Consider the following 18,194-nt stretch of genomic DNA (forward strand, 5'->3'; position numbering starts at 1 on the left):
GCTGTCGAATTACTTCAGATCAAGCGGTCACCCCCGCATCCGCCCGCAACCCCAACGCTTCTATCGCGCTGATCGCACACTGCTCATCGACATCCGACAGATCGCCGCTGATCCCGACCGCACCCAGCACGTTGCCATCCTGATCCCGAATCAACACGCCACCCGGGGCCGGGACGACGCTGCCCTGCCCCAGGCTGTTGAGTGCGGCGATGAATGCCGGGCGTTGTTGGGCGTCCAGCGCCAGCAGGCGTGAACCTTTGCCTAAAGCGATCGCGCCCCAGGCTTTGCCGATGGCGATTTGCGGGCGCAGCAGGCTGGCGCCGTCTTCGCGCTGCAAGGTGACCAAGTGACCGCCGGCGTCCAGCACGGCGATGGTCAGTGGGGCTGCGGAAATTGCACGTCCTGCGGCGATGGTCTGATCGACCAGGCTGACTGCCACTTTCAAGGTTAAAGCGCTCATGGTGCCGTCCTCATTTTGTTATAGGGAAAGCTGTTGGGCTGCGTGCTTTCGCCGCAGACCGATGCAACAAATAGAACACAATAGATTATTTATTTGTATACAATAATTCTCGAAAAGCGCCACATGCGACGAAAAGCCACAGCAGAACAGGCTTCCGACGAATGAAACAGACGCTTGAGAAAATGGATTGACCTGCGCCGTCCGCCGTGAATACACTCTGCGCAAAGCCACTTGTATACAATTACAAAACGTAAGAGGCACCAAAACCATGAGCAAAATGAGAGCAATCGAAGCCGCCGTTCTGGTGATGCGCCGTGAAGGGGTTGATACCGCTTTCGGCATCCCGGGCGCCGCGATCAACCCGCTGTACTCCGCCCTGCAGAAGGTCGGTGGCATCGATCACGTGCTCGCTCGCCACGTTGAAGGCGCTTCGCACATGGCCGAGGGTTACACGCGCACCAAGGCCGGCAACATCGGCGTGTGCATCGGCACCTCTGGCCCGGCAGGTACCGACATGGTCACCGGCCTTTACAGCGCCTCGGCCGACTCGATCCCGATTCTTTGCATCACCGGCCAGGCACCGCGGGCGCGCATGCATAAAGAAGACTTCCAGGCCGTCGACATCACCGCGATCGTCAAGCCAGTGACCAAGTGGGCAACCACCGTCATGGAGCCGGGCCAGGTGCCTTACGCGTTCCAGAAAGCCTTCTACGAAATGCGCTCCGGGCGCCCTGGCCCGGTGCTGATCGACCTGCCGTTCGACGTGCAGATGGCCGAAATCGAATTCGACATCGACGCCTACCAGCCGCTGCCACTGGCCAAGCCCACCGCCAACCGCGTGCAAATCGAGAAGGCCCTGGCCATGCTCGATCAGGCTGAGCGGCCGTTGCTGGTCGCCGGTGGCGGCATCATCAACGCCGACGCCAGCGAGTTGCTGGTCGAATTCGCCGAGCTGACCGGCATCCCGGTTATCCCGACACTGATGGGCTGGGGCACCATCCCCGACGATCACCCGTTGATGGTCGGCATGGTTGGCCTGCAAACCTCGCACCGCTACGGCAACGCGACATTGCTCAAATCTGACGTGGTGTTGGGCGTCGGTAACCGTTGGGCCAACCGTCACACCGGTTCGATCGACGTCTACACCGAAGGTCGCAAATTCATTCACGTCGACATCGAGCCGACGCAGATTGGCCGCGTGTTCAACCCGGACCTGGGCATCGTGTCCGACGCCGCCGCCGCGCTGACCGTGTTCATCGAAGTCGCTCGCGAGTGGCAAGCCGCCGGCAAGCTGAAAAACCGCAGCGCCTGGCTGCAGGATTGCCAGCAGCGCAAGGCCAGCCTGCAACGCAAGACCCACTTCGACAACGTGCCGGTCAAGCCGCAGCGCGTATATGAAGAGATGAACCAAGTATTCGGCAAAGACACCTGCTACGTCAGCACCATTGGTCTGTCGCAGATTGCCGGCGCGCAGTTCCTGCACGTCTACAAGCCGCGTCACTGGATCAACTGCGGTCAGGCCGGCCCGTTGGGCTGGACCATTCCGGCAGCGCTGGGCGTGGTCAAGGCTGATCCGACGCGCAAGGTTGTGGCACTGTCGGGCGACTATGATTTCCAGTTCATGATCGAAGAGTTGGCGGTGGGCGCGCAGTTCAAACTGCCGTACATCCACGTTGTGGTGAACAACTCGTACCTGGGGCTGATCCGTCAGGCCCAGCGCGGTTTCGACATGGACTACTGCGTGCAGTTGTCCTTCGATAACCTCAACGCACCGGAGCTCAACGGTTACGGTGTCGACCACGTCGCGGTTGCCGAAGGCCTCGGCTGCAAGGCACTGCGCGTATTCGAACCGGCGCAGATCCAGCCTGCCCTGCGCAAGGCTCAGGAACTGATCGAAGAGTTCAAGGTGCCGGTGATCGTCGAGATTATTCTGGAGCGCGTGACCAACATTTCGATGGGCACCGAGATCAACGCCGTCAACGAATTCGAAGACCTGGCGCTGGTCGGCAACGATGCGCCAACGGCGATTTCGATGCTTGATTGAGAATGACCTGAACCTGTAGCAGCTGCCGAGGCACGAGGCTGCGTTGCGTGTCCGCAGGACCGCCATCGAAGGGCCGCCATCGCGGGGGCCGCTTCGCAGCCCAACGCAGCCTCGTGCCTCGGCAGCTGCTACAGGTCCTATATTTTACGGGAGACCACCATGCCGCGTTTCGCAGCCAACCTGTCCATGCTGTTCACCGAACAGGATTTTCTTGCCCGTTTCGAAGCGGCCGCCAAAGCCGGTTTCAGTGGTGTCGAGTACCTGTTCCCTTACGACTTCAGCTCCGCCGAAATCAAAGCCAAGCTCGACGCCAACGGTCTGACCCAAGTGCTGTTCAACCTGCCGGCCGGTGATTGGGCCAAAGGTGAGCGCGGCATCGCGTGCCTGCCGGATCGTGTCGAAGAGTTTCGTGCCGGCGTCGATCTGGCGATTGCATACGCGCAAGTGTTGGGCAATAAGCAGATCAACTGCCTGGCCGGTATCCGTCCACAAGGCGTCGACGATGCCACGGTGGAAAAGACGTTCGTCAGCAACCTCAAGTACGCGGCCGACAAGCTGCAAGCGGCGGGGATCAAACTGGTGATGGAAGCGATCAACACCCGCGACATCCCGGGTTTCTACCTGAACAACACCGCGCAAGCCCTGTCGATTCGCGAGCAGGTCGGCAGTGCCAATCTGTTCCTGCAATACGACATCTATCACATGCAAATCATGGAAGGCGACCTGGCGCGCACGCTGCAATCGCACCTGGCTGAGATCAACCATGTGCAACTGGCGGACAACCCTGGGCGTAACGAACCGGGCACCGGTGAGATCAACTACCGCTTCCTGTTCGAACACCTCGATCGCATTGGTTATCAGGGTTGGGTTGGCTGCGAGTACAAACCGCTGACCACCACTGAAGCGAGCCTCGGCTGGCTGAAAACCCATAACGCGATCTGATCTGACACCGCGTCATCGTTCTTCGCGGGCAAGCCTCGCTCCTACAGGGGGCCAGGCTGTCTGTAGGAGCGAGGCTTGCCCGCGAAGGCGCCCTCGCTGACACCCCACGAATTTTGCGAACAGAGCAATAAAAACAAGAGGATTTTCTCATGGCTAAAATCGGATTTATCGGCACCGGCATCATGGGCCACCCAATGGCGTTGAACCTGCAGAAAGCCGGTCACAGCCTGTTCCTGTCGGCGCACCACGACGCCGCGCCGGCTGATCTGGTGGCGGGCGGCGCAATCGCTCTGGCCAACCCGAAGGAAGTCGCGCAAGAAGCTGAATTCATCATCATCATGGTTCCGGACACCCCGCAGGTCGACGACGTGCTGTTCCGCGCCGACGGGATTGCCGCCGGTGTCGGCAAAGGCAAAATCGTCATCGACATGAGCTCGATCTCGCCGACCGCGACCAAAACCTTCGCCGCCAAGGTCAACGAAAAAGGCGCGCAATACCTCGACGCGCCAGTCTCCGGCGGTGAAGTCGGCGCCAAGGCTGCGAGCCTGAGCATCATGATCGGCGGCGATGCCGACGCCTTCGAACGCGCCCTGCCGCTGTTCCAGGCGATGGGCAAGAACATCACCCTGGTCGGTGGCAATGGCGACGGTCAAACCGCGAAAGTGGCGAACCAGATCATCGTTGCGCTGAACATCCAGGCCGTCGCCGAAGCGCTGTTGTTCGCTTCGAAAAACGGCGCCGATCCAGCCAAGGTTCGTGAAGCACTGATGGGCGGTTTCGCCTCGTCGAAGATCCTCGAAGTACACGGCGAGCGCATGATCAAAGGCACCTTTGATCCGGGCTTCCGCATCAGCCTGCACCAGAAGGACCTGAACCTGGCCCTGCAAGGCGCCAAGGAACTCAACATCAACTTGCCAAACACCGCCAACGCCCAGCAAGTGTTCAGCACCTGCGCGGCCATCGGTGGCAGCAACTGGGACCACTCGGCGCTGATCAAAGGCCTGGAGCATATGGCCAATTTCTCGATCCGCGATAACAAGTAAGCCATCCCCTACCCCCTGTAGGAGCGAGGCTTGCCCGCGAAGGTAGCGCCTCGGTCTGACTGACTCTCAACGGCGTTAGTACTGACGCCTTCGCGGGCAAGCCTCGCTCCTACAGGGGTTCGAGTCGTCTTCCAATAACAAGAATTCCGGGAGCCCGCCATGTCGGTCGATCCGCAACAACTGCTGCGCGAGCTGTTTGCCACAGCCATTGACGCGGCGCATCCGCAGCAAGTCCTTGAAGCCCACCTGCCCAGCGATCGCAGCGGTCGTGTGATCGTCATCGGCGCCGGCAAAGCCGCAGCCGCCATGGCGCAAGTGGTCGAGCGCTGCTGGCAGGGCGAAGTCTCAGGGCTGGTGGTGACCCGCTACGGCCACGGCGCGCCGTGCGAAAAAATCGAAGTGGTCGAAGCCGCTCACCCGGTGCCGGACGCGGCGGGTCTGGCCGTAGCCAAGCGCGTGCTGGAGCTGGTCAGCAACCTCACCGAAGACGACCGCGTGATCTTCCTGCTCTCCGGCGGCGGCTCGGCACTGCTAGCCCTCCCGGCCGAAGGCATCACCCTCGCCGACAAGCAATCGATCAACAAGGCGCTGCTCAAATCCGGCGCGACCATCGGCGAGATGAACTGCGTGCGCAAGCACCTCTCGGCGATCAAGGGCGGCCGTCTCGGCAAAGCCTGCTGGCCGGCGACTGTTTATACCTACGCGATTTCCGATGTGCCGGGCGACCTTGCAACAGTCATCGCTTCCGGCCCGACCGTGGCCGACCCAAGCACTTCGGCCGAAGCGCTGGCGATCCTCAAGCGCTACGCGATTGAAGTGCCGGTGTCGGTGCGCAACTGGCTGCAAAGTCCCGAGTCGGAAACTGTCAAACCCGGCGACCCGAGCCTGGCGCGCAGTCATTTCCAGCTGATCGCGCGTCCGCAGCAATCGCTTGAAGCGGCTGCGGTGAAGTGCCGCCAGGCCGGTTTCAGCCCGCTGATCCTCGGCGACCTGGAAGGCGAATCGCGCGAAGTGGCGAAGGTCCATGCCGGCATCGCGCGGCAGATCATTCTGCACGGCCAGCCATTGGCCGCACCGTGCGTGATTCTTTCCGGCGGCGAAACCACGGTCACCGTGCGCGGCAACGGTCGTGGCGGACGCAACGCCGAATTCCTCCTGAGCCTGACCGACAGCCTCAAAGGCCTGCCGGGCGTCTATGCGCTGGCCGGCGACACCGATGGCATCGACGGCTCCGAAGACAATGCCGGCGCGATCATGACCCCGGACAGCTACGCCCGCGCCGCCGCCCTAGGTTTGAGCGCCAGCGACGAGTTGGACAACAACAATGGCTACGGCTATTTCGAGGCGCTCGACGCGCTGATCGTCACCGAGCCGACGCGCACCAACGTCAACGACTTCCGCGCCATCCTGATTCTCGAGAGCACAAAAAATGACGCCTGATAAAAAGGTCAAAATCCTCGCCACCCTCGGCCCGGCCACCCACGGCATCGAAGACATCCGCGAACTGGTCGAGGCCGGAGTGAATATCTTCCGGTTGAATTTCAGCCACGGCGATCACGCCGATCATGCGCAGCGCTATCAGTGGATTCGTGAAGTCGAGCGCCAGTTGAATTACCCGCTGGGGATTCTGATGGACCTGCAAGGCCCGAAACTGCGGGTCGGCAAGTTCGCCGAGGGCAAAGTGCAACTGCATCGCGGCCAGGCGTTGCGCCTGGATCTCGATACCACGCCGGGCGACGAGCGCCGGGTTAACTTGCCGCATCCAGAGATCATCGCGGCGCTGGAGCCGGGCATGGACCTGCTGCTCGATGACGGCAAATTGCGTCTGCGCGTGGTCACCAAGTATTCCGACGCGATCGACACCACGGTGCTCAATGGCGGCGAACTGTCCGACCGCAAAGGCGTGAACGTGCCGCAAGCGGTGCTGGATCTGAGCCCGCTGACCGCCAAGGATCGCCGCGATCTGAGCTTCGGTCTGGAGCTCGGCGTGGATTGGGTGGCGCTGTCGTTTGTGCAGCGCCCGGAAGACATTCGCGAAGCCCGCGCGCTGATCGGCGACAAGGCGTTTTTGATGGCGAAAATCGAGAAACCGTCGGCCGTGACCCAACTGCGTGAAATCGCCGAATTGAGCGACGCAATCATGGTCGCTCGCGGCGACCTGGGCGTGGAAGTGCCGGCCGAAAGCGTGCCGCAGATTCAGAAAAACATCATCAGCACGTGCCGCCAGTTGGGCAAACCGGTGGTGGTGGCGACGCAAATGCTCGAGTCGATGCGCTTCTCCCCTGCCCCAACCCGTGCCGAGGTGACGGACGTCGCCAACGCCGTGGCCGAAGGCGCGGATGCGGTGATGTTGTCGGCAGAAACCGCGTCCGGCGAATACCCGCTGGAAGCGGTGCAGATGATGAGCAAGATCATTCGCCAAGTGGAAAACGGTCCGGACTATCAAACGCAACTGGACGTCAGCCGGCCAAAAGCCGAAGCAACGGTTTCCGACGCGATCAGTTGCGCGATTCGCCGCATCAGCAATGTGCTGCCGGTGGCAGTGCTGGTGAATTACAGCGAATCGGGGACGTCGAGCCTGCGTGCGGCACGGGAACGGCCGACCGTGCCGATCCTCAACCTCACGCCGAACCTGCAAACCGCGCGCCGCTTGACCGTGGCGTGGGGCGTGCATTCGGTGGTCAATGACCGGCTGCGGCAGGTCGATGAGGTGTGCTCGACGGCGCTGGAAATCGCCCAGGCCCAAGGCATGGCGCAACGCGGTGACACACTGTTGATCACTGCAGGTGTGCCGTTCGGGCAGCCGGGGTCGACTAACTCGTTGCGTATCGAAACGTTGATTTAAAGACCGACCTTTGTGGCGCCTGCACTGGCCTCATCGCGAGCAAGCTCGCTCCCACAGTGGATGTGTGATTTTCACAGATCCATCGACTGAACAGAGATTCAATGTGGGAGCGAGCTTGCTCGCGATGCAGGCACCACGATCTAACTGAAACAACACAGACGTCATCATGCCTGCCAACCACTTCAACACCCATTGCCCCGACTGGGCCACTGCCCTGCTCAACGGTTTCAGCCAGATTTTCCTGCAGCGGCATCCGCTGTGCGGTCTGCTGTGCCTGTTGGCGATTCTGTTTACCGCGCCCACTTTGCTCGGCGGCGCACTGCTGGGCGGGGTTGCCGGGTTGCTCACGGCGCAACGGCGCGGTTATGCCAAGGCTGATCGCCAAGCCGGTTTGTTCAGCTACAACGGTGTTTTGCTCGGCTTGTTGCTGAGCCTGTATTTCCCCTGGTCAGCGCTGTTGCCGCCGCTGATCATCGCTGCCGGCGGCCTCAGCGCCATGCTCACCCAACAATGGCTCAAGCACGCCCGCCTCAGCCAATATTTGCCGGCCTGCACCGCGCCCTTCGTCGGGCTGAGCTGGGTGCTGCTGTGTTTTGCCACGCCCTCGACTCAGGCGCACTTGATTGAAATCACTGCGCTCAACACCCTCGCCGCGCCGTTCAAAGGCCTTGGCCAAGTGATGTTTCTCGGCCATCCACTGGCCGGAGCGCTGATTGCCGTCGGTCTGCTGATCGCTGATCGCCGCGCTTTCTGCTGGGCGTTGTTCGGGTCTTTTGCGGGGATGAGCTGGAGTTTGTTGCACCAGGATGTCTACAGCGCACTGCTCGGCCTCGGCGGCTATAACGCGGTGCTCGCCGCCCTCGCCTTCAGCTCGCAGCGCCGCCAACCGTGGCTGCCACTGCTGGCGATTGGCGCGGCGCTGATGCTGACGCCGCTGTTCGCCCTGGTCGGTCTGCCGACCCTGACCGCACCATTTATCCTCGCCTGCTGGCTGATCCGCAGCGCTGTGCAGATGTTCACTAAAGCCGCCGTTGAAAGTGCGCCTTGCGCTACCGGGGAGAATCACCCTAGGCTTCGCTGATCATTGGTTCAGGCGGTATCCATGGACAGCAGCAAAAACTGGCGTGAAGAGCTTTACGTCATGGTTTTCCAGAGCGACACCAAGGCTGGGCGGCGCTTCGACGGCATCTTGCTGTTGATCATTCTCGCCAGCATCGTGATCGTGATGCTCGACAGCATCGACTCGATCCACCAGAACTACGCCAACGTGCTGGCGTACATCGAGTGGGGCTTCACGGTTATTTTCGCCATCGAGTACGGCTTGCGCCTGTACTGCTCGCCGAAGCCGCTGCGCTACGCATTTAGCTTTTATGGACTGGTGGACTTGCTGGCGATTGTGCCGGGCATTCTCGCGTTGTATTACGCCGATGCCCAGTATTTGCTGATCATCCGAATCATCCGCATGTTGCGGATTTTCCGCGTGCTCAAGCTCAGCCCATACCTCAAGCAAGCCAACTATTTGATGTCGGCGCTGCGCGGCAGCAAGCAGAAGATCGTCGTGTTTCTGGTCAGCGTCTGCACGCTGGTGACGGTGTTCGGCACGCTGATGTACGTGATCGAAGGCCCGGAACATGGCTTCACCAGCATTCCCAAAGGCATCTACTGGGCGATCGTCACGCTGACCACCGTCGGTTTCGGCGACATCGTGCCGAAGACGCCGCTGGGCCAGGTGATTTCGTCGCTGGTGATGATCACCGGTTACTCGATCATCGCTGTGCCGACGGGGATTTTCACTGCTGAACTGGCCAACGCGATGCGCGGTGAACAGCTGCAACATGACTGCCCGGTGTGCAAGAAAAACAGCCACGAAGCAGGTGCGGCGTTTTGTTCGCGATGCGGCAATCAGCTGTTTAAGAAACTGGAATAAGCAAAGTGCTTTTTAATCTTTAAAGGACTATGCCCGCCCGGCTATAGTCGCTGGCAAATTGCCTCGCTTTTAATAAAAACACTTTTTCGAACAAGGAATGCGCAGTGAAAAAACTCTTTGGCGCCTCACTTCTGGCCGCTGGCCTGGCCCTGACCAGCGTGGCTCAGGCCGCACCGACCCTGCTCAACGTTTCCTACGACGTGATGCGCGATTTCTACAAGGACTACAACACTGCTTTTCAGAAGCACTGGCAAGCCGAGCACAACGAAAACATCACGTTGCAGATGTCGTTCGGCGGCTCGAGCAAACAGGCGCGCTCGGTGATCGACGGCCTGCCGGCTGACGTCATCACCATGAACATGGCCACCGACATCAACGCCCTGGCGGACAACGGCAAACTGGTCCCGGACAACTGGGTCACGCGCCTGCCGAACAACAGCGCGCCGTTCACTTCGGCCACCGTGTTCATCGTCCGCAAGGGCAACCCGAAAGCCCTGAAAGACTGGCCGGACCTGCTCAAGGATGGCGTGCAAGTGATCGTGCCCAACCCGAAAACTTCGGGCAACGGCCGCTACACCTACCTGTCCGCCTGGGGTTATGTGCTGAAGAACGGCGGCGACGAAAACAAGGCCAAAGCCTTCGTCGGCAAACTGTTCAAGCAAGCGCCGGTGCTCGATACCGGTGGCCGTGCCGCGACCACTACGTTCATGACCAACCAGATCGGCGACGTGCTGGTGACCTTCGAGAACGAAGCGGAAATGATTGCCCGCGAGTTTGGCCGTGATCAGTTCGAAGTGATTTACCCGAGCGTTTCAGCTGAGGCCGAGCCGCCGGTTTCTGTGGTCGATAAAGTCGTCGATAAAAAAGGTACCCGCGCCGCTGCCGAGGAATACCTGAAGTACCTGTGGTCGCCGGAAGGTCAGGAAATTGCTGCCGCCAACTACCTGCGCCCACGCGACCCGGCAGTGTTGGCCAAGTACACCGATCGTTTCCCGAAAGTCGATTTCCTGTCTGTGGAAAAGACCTTTGGTGACTGGCGCACTGTGCAGAAAACCCACTTCAATGATGGCGGGATTTTTGATCAGATCTATGCGCAGTAAAAGCTGATCAACCATGAAAAAGGCGACCTGCAGAGGTCGCCTTTTTTTTGGCTGAACAAAAGAGCTGCGTCCGCCGAACATCCCCTGTGGGAGCGAGCTTGCTCGCGATAAGGCCGGCACATTCAACATCTTCGTTGTCTGGCACACCGCTATCGCGAGCAAGCTCGCCCCACAGGGACTCATCACATCGGTGGTGTTACGCCGTCCTTGCCTGCCGAGATCGATTGCGCCGTCAGCGTGCCGTCCGCGCTTTGCGTCACAAACGTCACGATCTTCACCCCGACCTTGAGCAAGCTGCGATCGCCCGGCACCAGGTTGACGATCGGCACATCCTCCGGCACCAGAATCTTCTGCTGGCCGCCCTTGTAATTAACGGTCAGCACCCGACCGTTGCTGACCACCAGATCACCGACGCTGCCATTGGTCATGCTGCTGCCCTTAGCCAGGTCGAACGGCCGATGGCCGTCGCCGCTGCCGGCGAGTTCTGGCGGGAATACGTGAACTTCCAGCGCTTTGAGCGTGCCGTCATCCTGCGGCACCGCAGCCGAGCCGACGTAGCTGCCGGGTTTGATGTCTTCGATTTTCGCCAGGGTCACGCCGCGAACCTTGGTGTCGCTGTCCAGATGAACCACGACGTTTTCGCCAGTGGTGACATGCACTTTCAGGCTGTCGGAATTGACGCCGGTGATCTCGCCGCGCACGCCGATGCGCATGCCTGGCGCGTCGGCCGCTTGCGCCAGTCCCGCTGAAAACAGGGTAACCAGGGTGATGGCTGAGGTGCTACGAAACAGCTGACGGAGCATCGCATTCATGGAAACGCCTTCCTTTAATGAAACGTTGAGAGAGAACATAAGCACGCTATCGAACGGGATGTAAGTGAATGTATCATCCGACCTCAAAGAGCCAGCGAAGGTGCCTTCGGCAGCCACCGGCATGTTTGCCGATCATTGCGCACAGCAATGATTGTTATCACTTCAATCTCACTTCCGCCTTACCGGTCAGCCCGCTAGCCTGCGCGCATCCTCAATTGTTCAGCGAGACCCGTCATGAACCCAGCAACCCAGGCGCCCCACGGCGCCGCGACAATGACCCGAGGCATGGTGCTGCTGTTCGCCTTCTGCTGCGGCGCCATCGTTGCCAACATTTATTACGCCCAACCCATCATCGGCCTGATAGCGCCGGACATTGGCCTGAGCAGCACCATGGCCAGTTTCATCGTTTCGCTGACCCAGATTGGTTATGCGCTGGGCCTGTTTTTTCTGGTGCCGTTGGGCGATCTGCTGGAAAACCGCAAGTTGATGATCATTACCACTGTCGTGGCGATCGCCAGCTTACTGGGCGCGGCGTTTACCGATCAGCCGAATGTGTTTCTGCTGATCTCGTTGCTGGTCGGTTTCAGCTCGGTGTCGGTGCAGATCCTGATTCCGCTCGCCGCGCACCTGACGCCGGAAGCTTCTCGCGGCCGCGTCGTGGGCGGGATCATGGGCGGTTTGTTGCTGGGCATTTTGCTGGCGCGTCCGGTGTCCAGCCTGGTGGCCGACCATTTGGGCTGGCGGGCGATGTTCATGATCGCGGCGGCATTGATGGCGGCGATCAGCATCGTGCTGGCGATGACCATTCCCAAGCGCCAGCCTGATCACACGGCTTCTTACGGGCAATTGCTCGGCTCGCTGTGGACATTGCTGCGGCAACAACCGGTACTGCGTCAACGGGCGTTTTATCAGGGTTGCATGTTCGCCACGTTCAGCCTGTTCTGGACCGCCGTGCCGCTGGAACTGGCGCGCAATCATGGCTTGAGCCAGACCCAGATCGCAATCTTCGCTCTGGTCGGCGCCATCGGTGCAATCGCCGCGCCCATCGCCGGGCGCCTGGCCGATGCCGGCCACACCCGTATGGCATCGCTGCTGGCCCTGCTGTTCGCCAGCCTGAGCTTCCTGCCAGCGTTCATTCATCCGATCTACAGCGTCATCGGCCTCGCCGTCACCGGCGTGGTGCTCGACTTTTGCGTGCAGATGAACATGGTCCTCGGCCAACGCGCGGTCTACGCCCTCGACGCCAAAAGCCGCAGCCGCCTGAACGCGTTGTACATGACCAGCATCTTCATCGGCGGCGCGTTCGGCTCGTCAATCGCCAGTGCCGTGTACGAACATGGCGGCTGGTTGTGGATCGTGATCGTCGGCAGCGCGTTTCCGCTGCTGGCACTGGTGCGGTTTTTGAGTGTGTCGCAGAAGGGCTCACTGGCGACGGCGTGAACCTGAAAAGCTTCGCGGGCAAGCCTCGCTCCTACAGGATTCGTGTGGGGCCAGTCGGGGCGGAGCTGCCTGCGAAGTTGATGTGTAGGACTTAGTGCCGAACCAGCTTCTCCATCGCCGCATCGGCGAGGAAGGACGAGCGGCTTTTGACGTTGTGCTCGCGCACATAACGGTCAATCCGCTGGATGACGTAGCCGGGCAACGTCACATTGACCTTCTCGGTTTTGCCCATGTACGGCGAGATGTCCAGTTCCAGCATTCCCCAGCCCATGTCGGCAAATTCAGGATTGCCCCGGTGCGTGGCGGCTGAGGTCGGCATCGGAATCGGCTCTCCGTCCGCAGCGATTTCCTGCAGCATGATGTGAGCAACCTCGACCGCCGCGTTATAGGCGAATTCAAATGTATCTCCGGCCGTTACTGCGCCAGGAATGTCGGGGATCTGAATACCGATCGCGGTGTTCTCGTCGCCCCACTCGATGCAGATGGGATATTGCATTATGGATCTCCTGCGTAACTGGCTGGCGGGCAGTGCAGCCCGGCGCGCCCCCTGATGCTTTTTACCGTTCCAATCGGCAAATCCTTTTTCGGCTGCGGAACGGGAATCGTGTACGGGTTGTAACGGTGAGTGAAGAGATGGTGACTGCCGGTGACCCGATCCAACGTCCAGCCCGCCTCTTCCAGCTCCTTGATCAGTAACCTGCTCTGCACACCAGCCTCCTTGCTCGGGCCAATCAAAAGTAACCCTAGAGTTATCTTTACTCAAGCACAAAATAAGTGATGGCGACGCTTGGTTGTTTTGCGGGATGTGAGGTGTGGGTTGGCGGCGAATCATTCGATGTGTCTGACGAGGGAATCTTTCAGCGTATAGCCGGGCGTTTATTGAGCAGGTCCAGCGAGACCAGCCGTGCTCCTCTCACAATCCACAAAAAAAAAGGCGATCCGAAGATCGCCGCTTTCATTCACTTACTGCCCAAACTGTCTGCCCAACCCACCCGGTACGCCGTGGATGTCGGTTTCTTCCCACGGGCCGTTGGGGCTGATTGAGCGGCTCCAGCCGTTGTTCCAGCGGTAGTAGGTGCGCTGGCGGTAGAAGGTGTTGGTTTGGTCGTCGAGGACGTAGACGCCCATCTTCGCGTCCCAGTGGCTGTTGCCACCCGGTGGTGGGGCGAAGCTGGCGGAGGTGCGTGGAACCGGTTTTGCCGGTTTTGCCGGTTTGGCCGGGATGCTCGGCTTGCCTGGCGATGGCGTCGGTGAAGGCGTCGGGCTTGGCTGCGAGGGCGGGATCGGCGGCAGCGGTGCCGGCTCCGGCCGATGGACCGCACAAGCGCTTAACCCCATGACCAGACTGAGCAGGGTGATTCGAGCGAAGGCGGTCGTCATGGTGGCGGTTCCTGTTATTTATCCGGGCTGTCGATGGTCACTGCTTGGGGCGCGGTGGTACTGCTGGCCAGTGGCTGGCTGCGACCGATCCATTCGCCGGCAGTCGGTTGGCCGGCGCGGGAAATGCGCGCAACCAGTTGGACTTCAGGGAAGTTCGACAGTTTCAACTGCGGCATCATTGCGTCGGCATCGCCCAGTTCGACGGTGGCCGGCAGGTCCGCGACGGTCAGGCGTTTGGCGGCCAGCGGTGCCGGTGGGCCGGAGGTGGCACGGGCGAAAATGAACACGCTGTCGCCCGGTTGGACCTTGGCTTTCAGCTCCGCCGCGAGGTCAACGCGAACCTTGAGCAACGCGCCTTTCGCTGCTGGGGCCTGGGCCACTTTGCCGCCGCCGGCCTCAAGTTTCTCGGTAGCGCGGGCGATGCCGCCCTGCAGCGCGCCACGGGAATTGTCGTCCGGCGGCAGTTGCGCCAGCAGGCGATTCCAATAGTCGATGGCGTCCTGGAAACGCTCGGCCTCAAACGCGGCGATGCCGAGCAGACCCAGGCTGGTGACTTCCTTCGGATCGGCTTTCAATGCTTCGTCGGTCAGGGCCTGGATCTTGTCCGACCACTTTTTGCCATCGGCAAAATACTGCGCCTGCGCCCATTGGCCGAGCAATTCCGGCTGACGGCCCGCCAGATTGACTGTGCGCTCGAAAATCTTTGCCGCATCACCCGGCCGATCCTGAGCCATGTAGGTGCGACCGAGGAAGTACAAACCCTCCGCCGAATCCGGCTGCGCCTCGACGGCACGCTCCAGACGACGGGTCATTTCTTCCATCGACTGCGGTGCCTGGGCGAACTCGCGGGTCAATTCGACTTTGTCGCTGGCGCCGAAATGCAGGTACAGCGCCAAGCCCAGAACCGGCACCAGAATCGCCGCCAGCAAGGGCAGCGGTTTGCCCAGACGCGATACACGCGGCGCCGCAACGCCTTCGGTGTCGGCAAGCAACTCGCGGGCGGCCTCGGCGCGGCCGGTGTCCAGTTGCGTCGCGTTGAGCACGCCCTCCTCCTGCTGAGTCTGCAACTCAGCCACGCGCTCCTGATACAGCGCGACGTTCAGGGCAGTACGATCCTCTTCGAGCTGAGCGCGACGACCGCGCAACACCGGGATCAACAGAAAACTCAGGGCAACCAGAAGTAGCAGACCTGCAGCGAGCCAGAAATCAATCATTCTTGGTTTTTATCCAACAGGTGGTCGAGGCGTTGACGCTCCTCGGCAGAAAGCGTGTCCGGGGTGTCAGCGCGTTGCACACGACGACGGCGGACGATCACGGCGATGATCACGAAACCGCCGAGCAAAAGTCCGGCGGGGCCGAACCAGAGCAAGGCAGTCTTGGCGTTGAGAGCGGGTTTGTAGCGGACGAAATCACCGTAACGGTCGACCATGAAATCGATGATCTGCTGGTTGTCCTTGCCCTCGCCCAACATGCGGAAAATCTCTTTGCGCAGGTCGGCGGCGATCGGTGCGTTGGAATCGGCAATGTCCTGATTCTGGCACTTGGGGCAACGCAGCTCCTTGGTCAGCTCGCGAAAACGCTCGCGGTCACCTTCCTTGGCGAACTCGTAAGTGTCGATGGCCGCGTGCGCCACGCCGGCCATGCTCAAACCCAAAACAACCGCGGCGAGCCAGCGCTTCATGGCTTGGCCTCATCGACCAGTGCCTGATACTTGGCCGCGAGTTTTTCGCGCCAGACCTGTTCGTCGATCACGCCGACGAACTTGTCGCGGATGATGCCCTTGGCGTCGATGAAAAAGGTTTCCGGCGCGCCGTAGACACCGAGGTTCAGGCCCAGCGTGCCTTCGTCGTCACGGATGTCCAGTTGATAGGGATTGTGAAATTCGGCCAGCCACTTCAAGGCGTCGGCATTGACGTCCTTATAGTTGATGCCGTAGATCACCACGCCCTTCTCGGCCAGTTTGTTCAGCACCGGGTGTTCGACCCGGCAGGAAATGCACCAGGTGCCCCAAACGTTGACCAGCGCCGGTTTGCCGAGGATGTCAGCCTTGGTCAGGGTTTTGTCGCCCTGCACGGCCGGTAGGGAAAACTCCGGGAACGGCTTGTTGATCATTGCCGACGGCAGCTCGGCCGGGTCCAGGTACAAGCCGCGATAAAGGAACACCGCCACCAGCAGGAAAATCGCCAGCGGCAACACCATCAACCAACGTTTCATACCGTGGCTCCCGTCATGCCCAATGCTTCACGCACGCGGCTTTTCACCTTGACCCGATAACGCCGGTCCATCGCCGCGAGCAAGCCGCCGGCGCCGGTGAGCAAGCCGCCGAACCAGATCCAGCGCACGAACGGTTTGACGTGCACACGCACGGCCCAGGCGCCATCGCCCAGCGGTTCGCCGAGGGCGACGTAGATGTCGCGGGTGAAACCGGCGTCGATCCCGGCTTCGGTCATCACCGAGTTTTGCACCGTGTACAGACGTTTTTCCGGGTGCAGCACGCTGACTTCCTTGCCATCGCGCACAACGCGGATGGTGCCCTTGTCGGACGTGAAGTTCGGCCCTTCAAAATGCTTGGCGCCTTCGAAGATGAAGTGATAACCGGCCAGGTCCATGGACTCGCCCGGCGCCAGGCGCAAGTCGCGCTCGGCACTGTTCTGGCTCGACAACACCACGCCGAGCGCGCACACGGCGATGCCCAAGTGCGCAATCTGCATGCCCCAATAGCTGCGGGTCAGGCTCGGCAGGCCTTTGATCAGGCCTTTGTGGCGAGTCTTGTCGATGATGTCGCGCACGCCGGCCAGCAACACCCACGCGGCGAGCATGAACGTGGCGAGCACCGCCCAATTGAAATCGCCGTAGGCAATGCCGGCGACCACGGCCAACGCCGCGCTGCCGAGCAACACCGGGGTCAGCATGCCGACCAGCCATTTGACCGGGGTGTCCTTCCAGCGCACCAGCATGCCGATGGCCATCACTACCATCAGCAATGCCATCAACGGAATGAACAACGCATTGAAGTACGGCGGGCCGACCGACAGCTTGGCGCCGGTCATCGCATCGAGGATCAGCGGGTACAACGTACCGAGCAGGATCATCGAAGCGGCCACCACCAGTACCAGGTTATTGCCCAGCAACAGGGTTTCGCGGGACCAGAGGTTGAAACCGACATGGCTTTTGACCACTGGCGCGCGCAGGGCGAACAGCGTCAGCGAACCACCGACCACAAACAGCAGGAAGATCAGGATAAACACGCCGCGCTCAGGATCGGAGGCGAAGGCGTGCACCGAGGTCAACACCCCTGAACGCACGAGGAATGTCCCGAGCAGGCTCAGCGAGAACGCGGCGATTGCCAGCAACACCGTCCAGCTCTTGAACACGCCACGTTTTTCGGTGACCGCCAACGAGTGAATCAGCGCCGTGCCGACCAGCCAAGGCATGAACGAAGCGTTTTCCACCGGATCCCAGAACCACCAGCCGCCCCAGCCGAGTTCGTAATACGCCCACCACGAGCCCAGCGTGATGCCGATGCCGAGGAACGCCCATGCAACGATGGTCCACGGCCGCGACCAGCGCGCCCATGCCGCATCCAGTCGACCGCCCAACAGTGCGGCGATGGCGAAAGCGAAAGCGACCGAGAAACCGACGTAACCCATGTACAGCATCGGCGGATGCACGATCAGGCCGATGTCTTGCAGCAATGGATTGAGGTCACGACCATCAGTCGGGATCTGCGGCAGGATGCGCGCGAACGGGTTGGACGTGAGGATCAGGAACAGCAGGAAACCGGTGCTGATCATGCCCATCACCGCCAGTACGCGGGCGAGCATGACTTGCGGCAACTGGCGGGAGAACACCGACACCGCGAAGGTCCAGCCGCCGAGGATCAGCGCCCAGAGCAGCAACGAGCCTTCGTGCGCGCCCCACACTGCACTGAATTTGTAGTACCACGGCAACGCGGTGTTGGAATTGCTGGCCACGTAAGCGACGGAGAAATCGTCGGTCATGAACGCGTAAGTCAGGCAACCGAAGGAAAACAACAGGAAGGCAAACTGGCCCCACGCGGCGGGCTGCGCGAGGCTCATCCACAAGCGGTCGCCGCGCCAGGCGCCCATCAACGGCACGAAGGCCTGAACCAGCGCAAAACACAGCGCGAGAATCATGGCCAGTTGGCCCAATTCCGGAATGAACAGTGCAGAGGTCATCA

The 18,194-nt window shown here is 60.8% G+C and carries 18 protein-coding genes; 9 read left to right on the forward strand and 9 right to left on the reverse strand.

Going from position 1 to position 18,194, the window contains the following annotated elements:
• Nucleotides 1–19 precede the first annotated feature (19 nt).
• Nucleotides 20–460, reverse strand: coding sequence for a GlcG/HbpS family heme-binding protein (locus BLU01_RS04490; protein WP_092271357.1), 441 nt, complete (start codon nt 458–460; stop codon nt 20–22).
• Between the two features lie 268 nt (nt 461–728).
• Here BLU01_RS04490 and gcl point away from each other — a divergent pair, with 268 nt between their 5' ends.
• From gcl to BLU01_RS04530, 8 genes are all read left to right on the forward strand, one after another.
• Entirely contained in the window at nt 729–2,504 is a 1,776-nt protein-coding gene (gene gcl / locus BLU01_RS04495) for a glyoxylate carboligase (protein WP_092271359.1), read from the forward strand.
• 159 nt (nt 2,505–2,663) lie between these two features.
• Nucleotides 2,664–3,446 (forward strand): hydroxypyruvate isomerase, encoded by a 783-nt coding sequence (gene hyi, locus BLU01_RS04500; RefSeq protein WP_092271362.1) that lies wholly within the window; start codon nt 2,664–2,666, stop codon nt 3,444–3,446.
• Nucleotides 3,447–3,595: 149 nt separating this feature from the next.
• Nucleotides 3,596–4,489: a 2-hydroxy-3-oxopropionate reductase gene (locus BLU01_RS04505; protein WP_092271364.1), complete on the forward strand. Its 894-nt coding sequence runs from the start codon at nt 3,596–3,598 to the stop codon at nt 4,487–4,489.
• A gap of 159 nt (nt 4,490–4,648) precedes the next feature.
• Nucleotides 4,649–5,929 carry a glycerate kinase type-2 family protein gene (locus BLU01_RS04510; protein ID WP_092271366.1) on the forward strand — a complete coding sequence of 427 codons (1,281 nt, stop codon included), beginning with the start codon at nt 4,649–4,651 and terminating at the stop codon, nt 5,927–5,929.
• Nucleotides 5,919–7,334, forward strand: coding sequence for a pyruvate kinase (pyk, locus tag BLU01_RS04515; RefSeq protein ID WP_092271368.1), 1,416 nt, complete (start codon nt 5,919–5,921; stop codon nt 7,332–7,334). Before BLU01_RS04510 ends, pyk begins: the two co-directional genes overlap by 11 nt.
• Before the next feature lie 166 nt (nt 7,335–7,500).
• Nucleotides 7,501–8,415: an urea transporter gene (locus tag BLU01_RS04520; protein WP_092271370.1), complete on the forward strand. Its 915-nt coding sequence runs from the start codon at nt 7,501–7,503 to the stop codon at nt 8,413–8,415.
• A 21-nt stretch (nt 8,416–8,436) separates the two neighbouring features.
• Nucleotides 8,437–9,261 (forward strand): ion transporter, encoded by an 825-nt coding sequence (locus BLU01_RS04525; protein WP_092271372.1) that lies wholly within the window; start codon nt 8,437–8,439, stop codon nt 9,259–9,261.
• 104 nt (nt 9,262–9,365) lie between these two features.
• Nucleotides 9,366–10,361, forward strand: coding sequence for a sulfate ABC transporter substrate-binding protein (locus tag BLU01_RS04530; protein WP_092271375.1), 996 nt, complete (start codon nt 9,366–9,368; stop codon nt 10,359–10,361).
• 182 nt (nt 10,362–10,543) lie between these two features.
• Here the strand turns inward: BLU01_RS04530 and BLU01_RS04535 are convergent, their stop codons facing one another.
• A complete protein-coding gene (locus tag BLU01_RS04535) occupies nt 10,544–11,173 on the reverse strand; it encodes a DUF5666 domain-containing protein (RefSeq protein WP_181381685.1) in 630 nt (209 codons plus the stop codon).
• A gap of 234 nt (nt 11,174–11,407) precedes the next feature.
• Here BLU01_RS04535 and BLU01_RS04540 point away from each other — a divergent pair, with 234 nt between their 5' ends.
• Nucleotides 11,408–12,613, forward strand: coding sequence for an MFS transporter (locus tag BLU01_RS04540; RefSeq protein ID WP_092271378.1), 1,206 nt, complete (start codon nt 11,408–11,410; stop codon nt 12,611–12,613).
• A 91-nt stretch (nt 12,614–12,704) separates the two neighbouring features.
• Here BLU01_RS04540 and BLU01_RS04545 read toward each other — a convergent pair whose 3' ends face one another.
• The 7 genes from BLU01_RS04545 to BLU01_RS04575 form a co-directional block, all read right to left on the reverse strand.
• On the reverse strand, nt 12,705–13,109 hold the full coding sequence (locus tag BLU01_RS04545; protein WP_092271380.1) for a type II toxin-antitoxin system HicB family antitoxin: 405 nt from the start codon (nt 13,107–13,109) through the stop codon (nt 12,705–12,707).
• Nucleotides 13,109–13,321, reverse strand: a complete 213-nt coding sequence (locus BLU01_RS04550; RefSeq protein ID WP_092271383.1) for a type II toxin-antitoxin system HicA family toxin — start codon at nt 13,319–13,321, stop codon at nt 13,109–13,111. Before BLU01_RS04550 ends, BLU01_RS04545 begins: the two co-directional genes overlap by 1 nt.
• A 255-nt stretch (nt 13,322–13,576) precedes the next feature.
• Nucleotides 13,577–13,993 (reverse strand): hypothetical protein, encoded by a 417-nt coding sequence (locus BLU01_RS04555; protein WP_092271385.1) that lies wholly within the window; start codon nt 13,991–13,993, stop codon nt 13,577–13,579.
• 14 nt (nt 13,994–14,007) lie between these two features.
• The gene (ccmI, locus tag BLU01_RS04560) at nt 14,008–15,207 is read right to left on the reverse strand and encodes a c-type cytochrome biogenesis protein CcmI (RefSeq protein ID WP_092271387.1); all 1,200 of its coding nucleotides are present in this window, start codon (nt 15,205–15,207) and stop codon (nt 14,008–14,010) included.
• Nucleotides 15,204–15,674 (reverse strand): cytochrome c-type biogenesis protein, encoded by a 471-nt coding sequence (locus tag BLU01_RS04565; RefSeq protein WP_092271389.1) that lies wholly within the window; start codon nt 15,672–15,674, stop codon nt 15,204–15,206. The genes ccmI and BLU01_RS04565 overlap by 4 nt, the downstream gene beginning before the upstream one ends.
• Nucleotides 15,671–16,207 carry a DsbE family thiol:disulfide interchange protein gene (locus BLU01_RS04570; protein WP_092271391.1) on the reverse strand — a complete coding sequence of 179 codons (537 nt, stop codon included), beginning with the start codon at nt 16,205–16,207 and terminating at the stop codon, nt 15,671–15,673. The genes BLU01_RS04565 and BLU01_RS04570 overlap by 4 nt, the downstream gene beginning before the upstream one ends.
• A complete protein-coding gene (locus BLU01_RS04575) occupies nt 16,204–18,192 on the reverse strand; it encodes a heme lyase CcmF/NrfE family subunit (protein ID WP_092281466.1) in 1,989 nt (662 codons plus the stop codon). Before BLU01_RS04575 ends, BLU01_RS04570 begins: the two co-directional genes overlap by 4 nt.
• Nucleotides 18,193–18,194 lie beyond the last annotated feature (2 nt).

This window comes from Pseudomonas prosekii (genome assembly GCF_900105155.1).
GTDB classification, from domain to species: Bacteria; Pseudomonadota; Gammaproteobacteria; order Pseudomonadales; family Pseudomonadaceae; genus Aquipseudomonas; species Aquipseudomonas prosekii.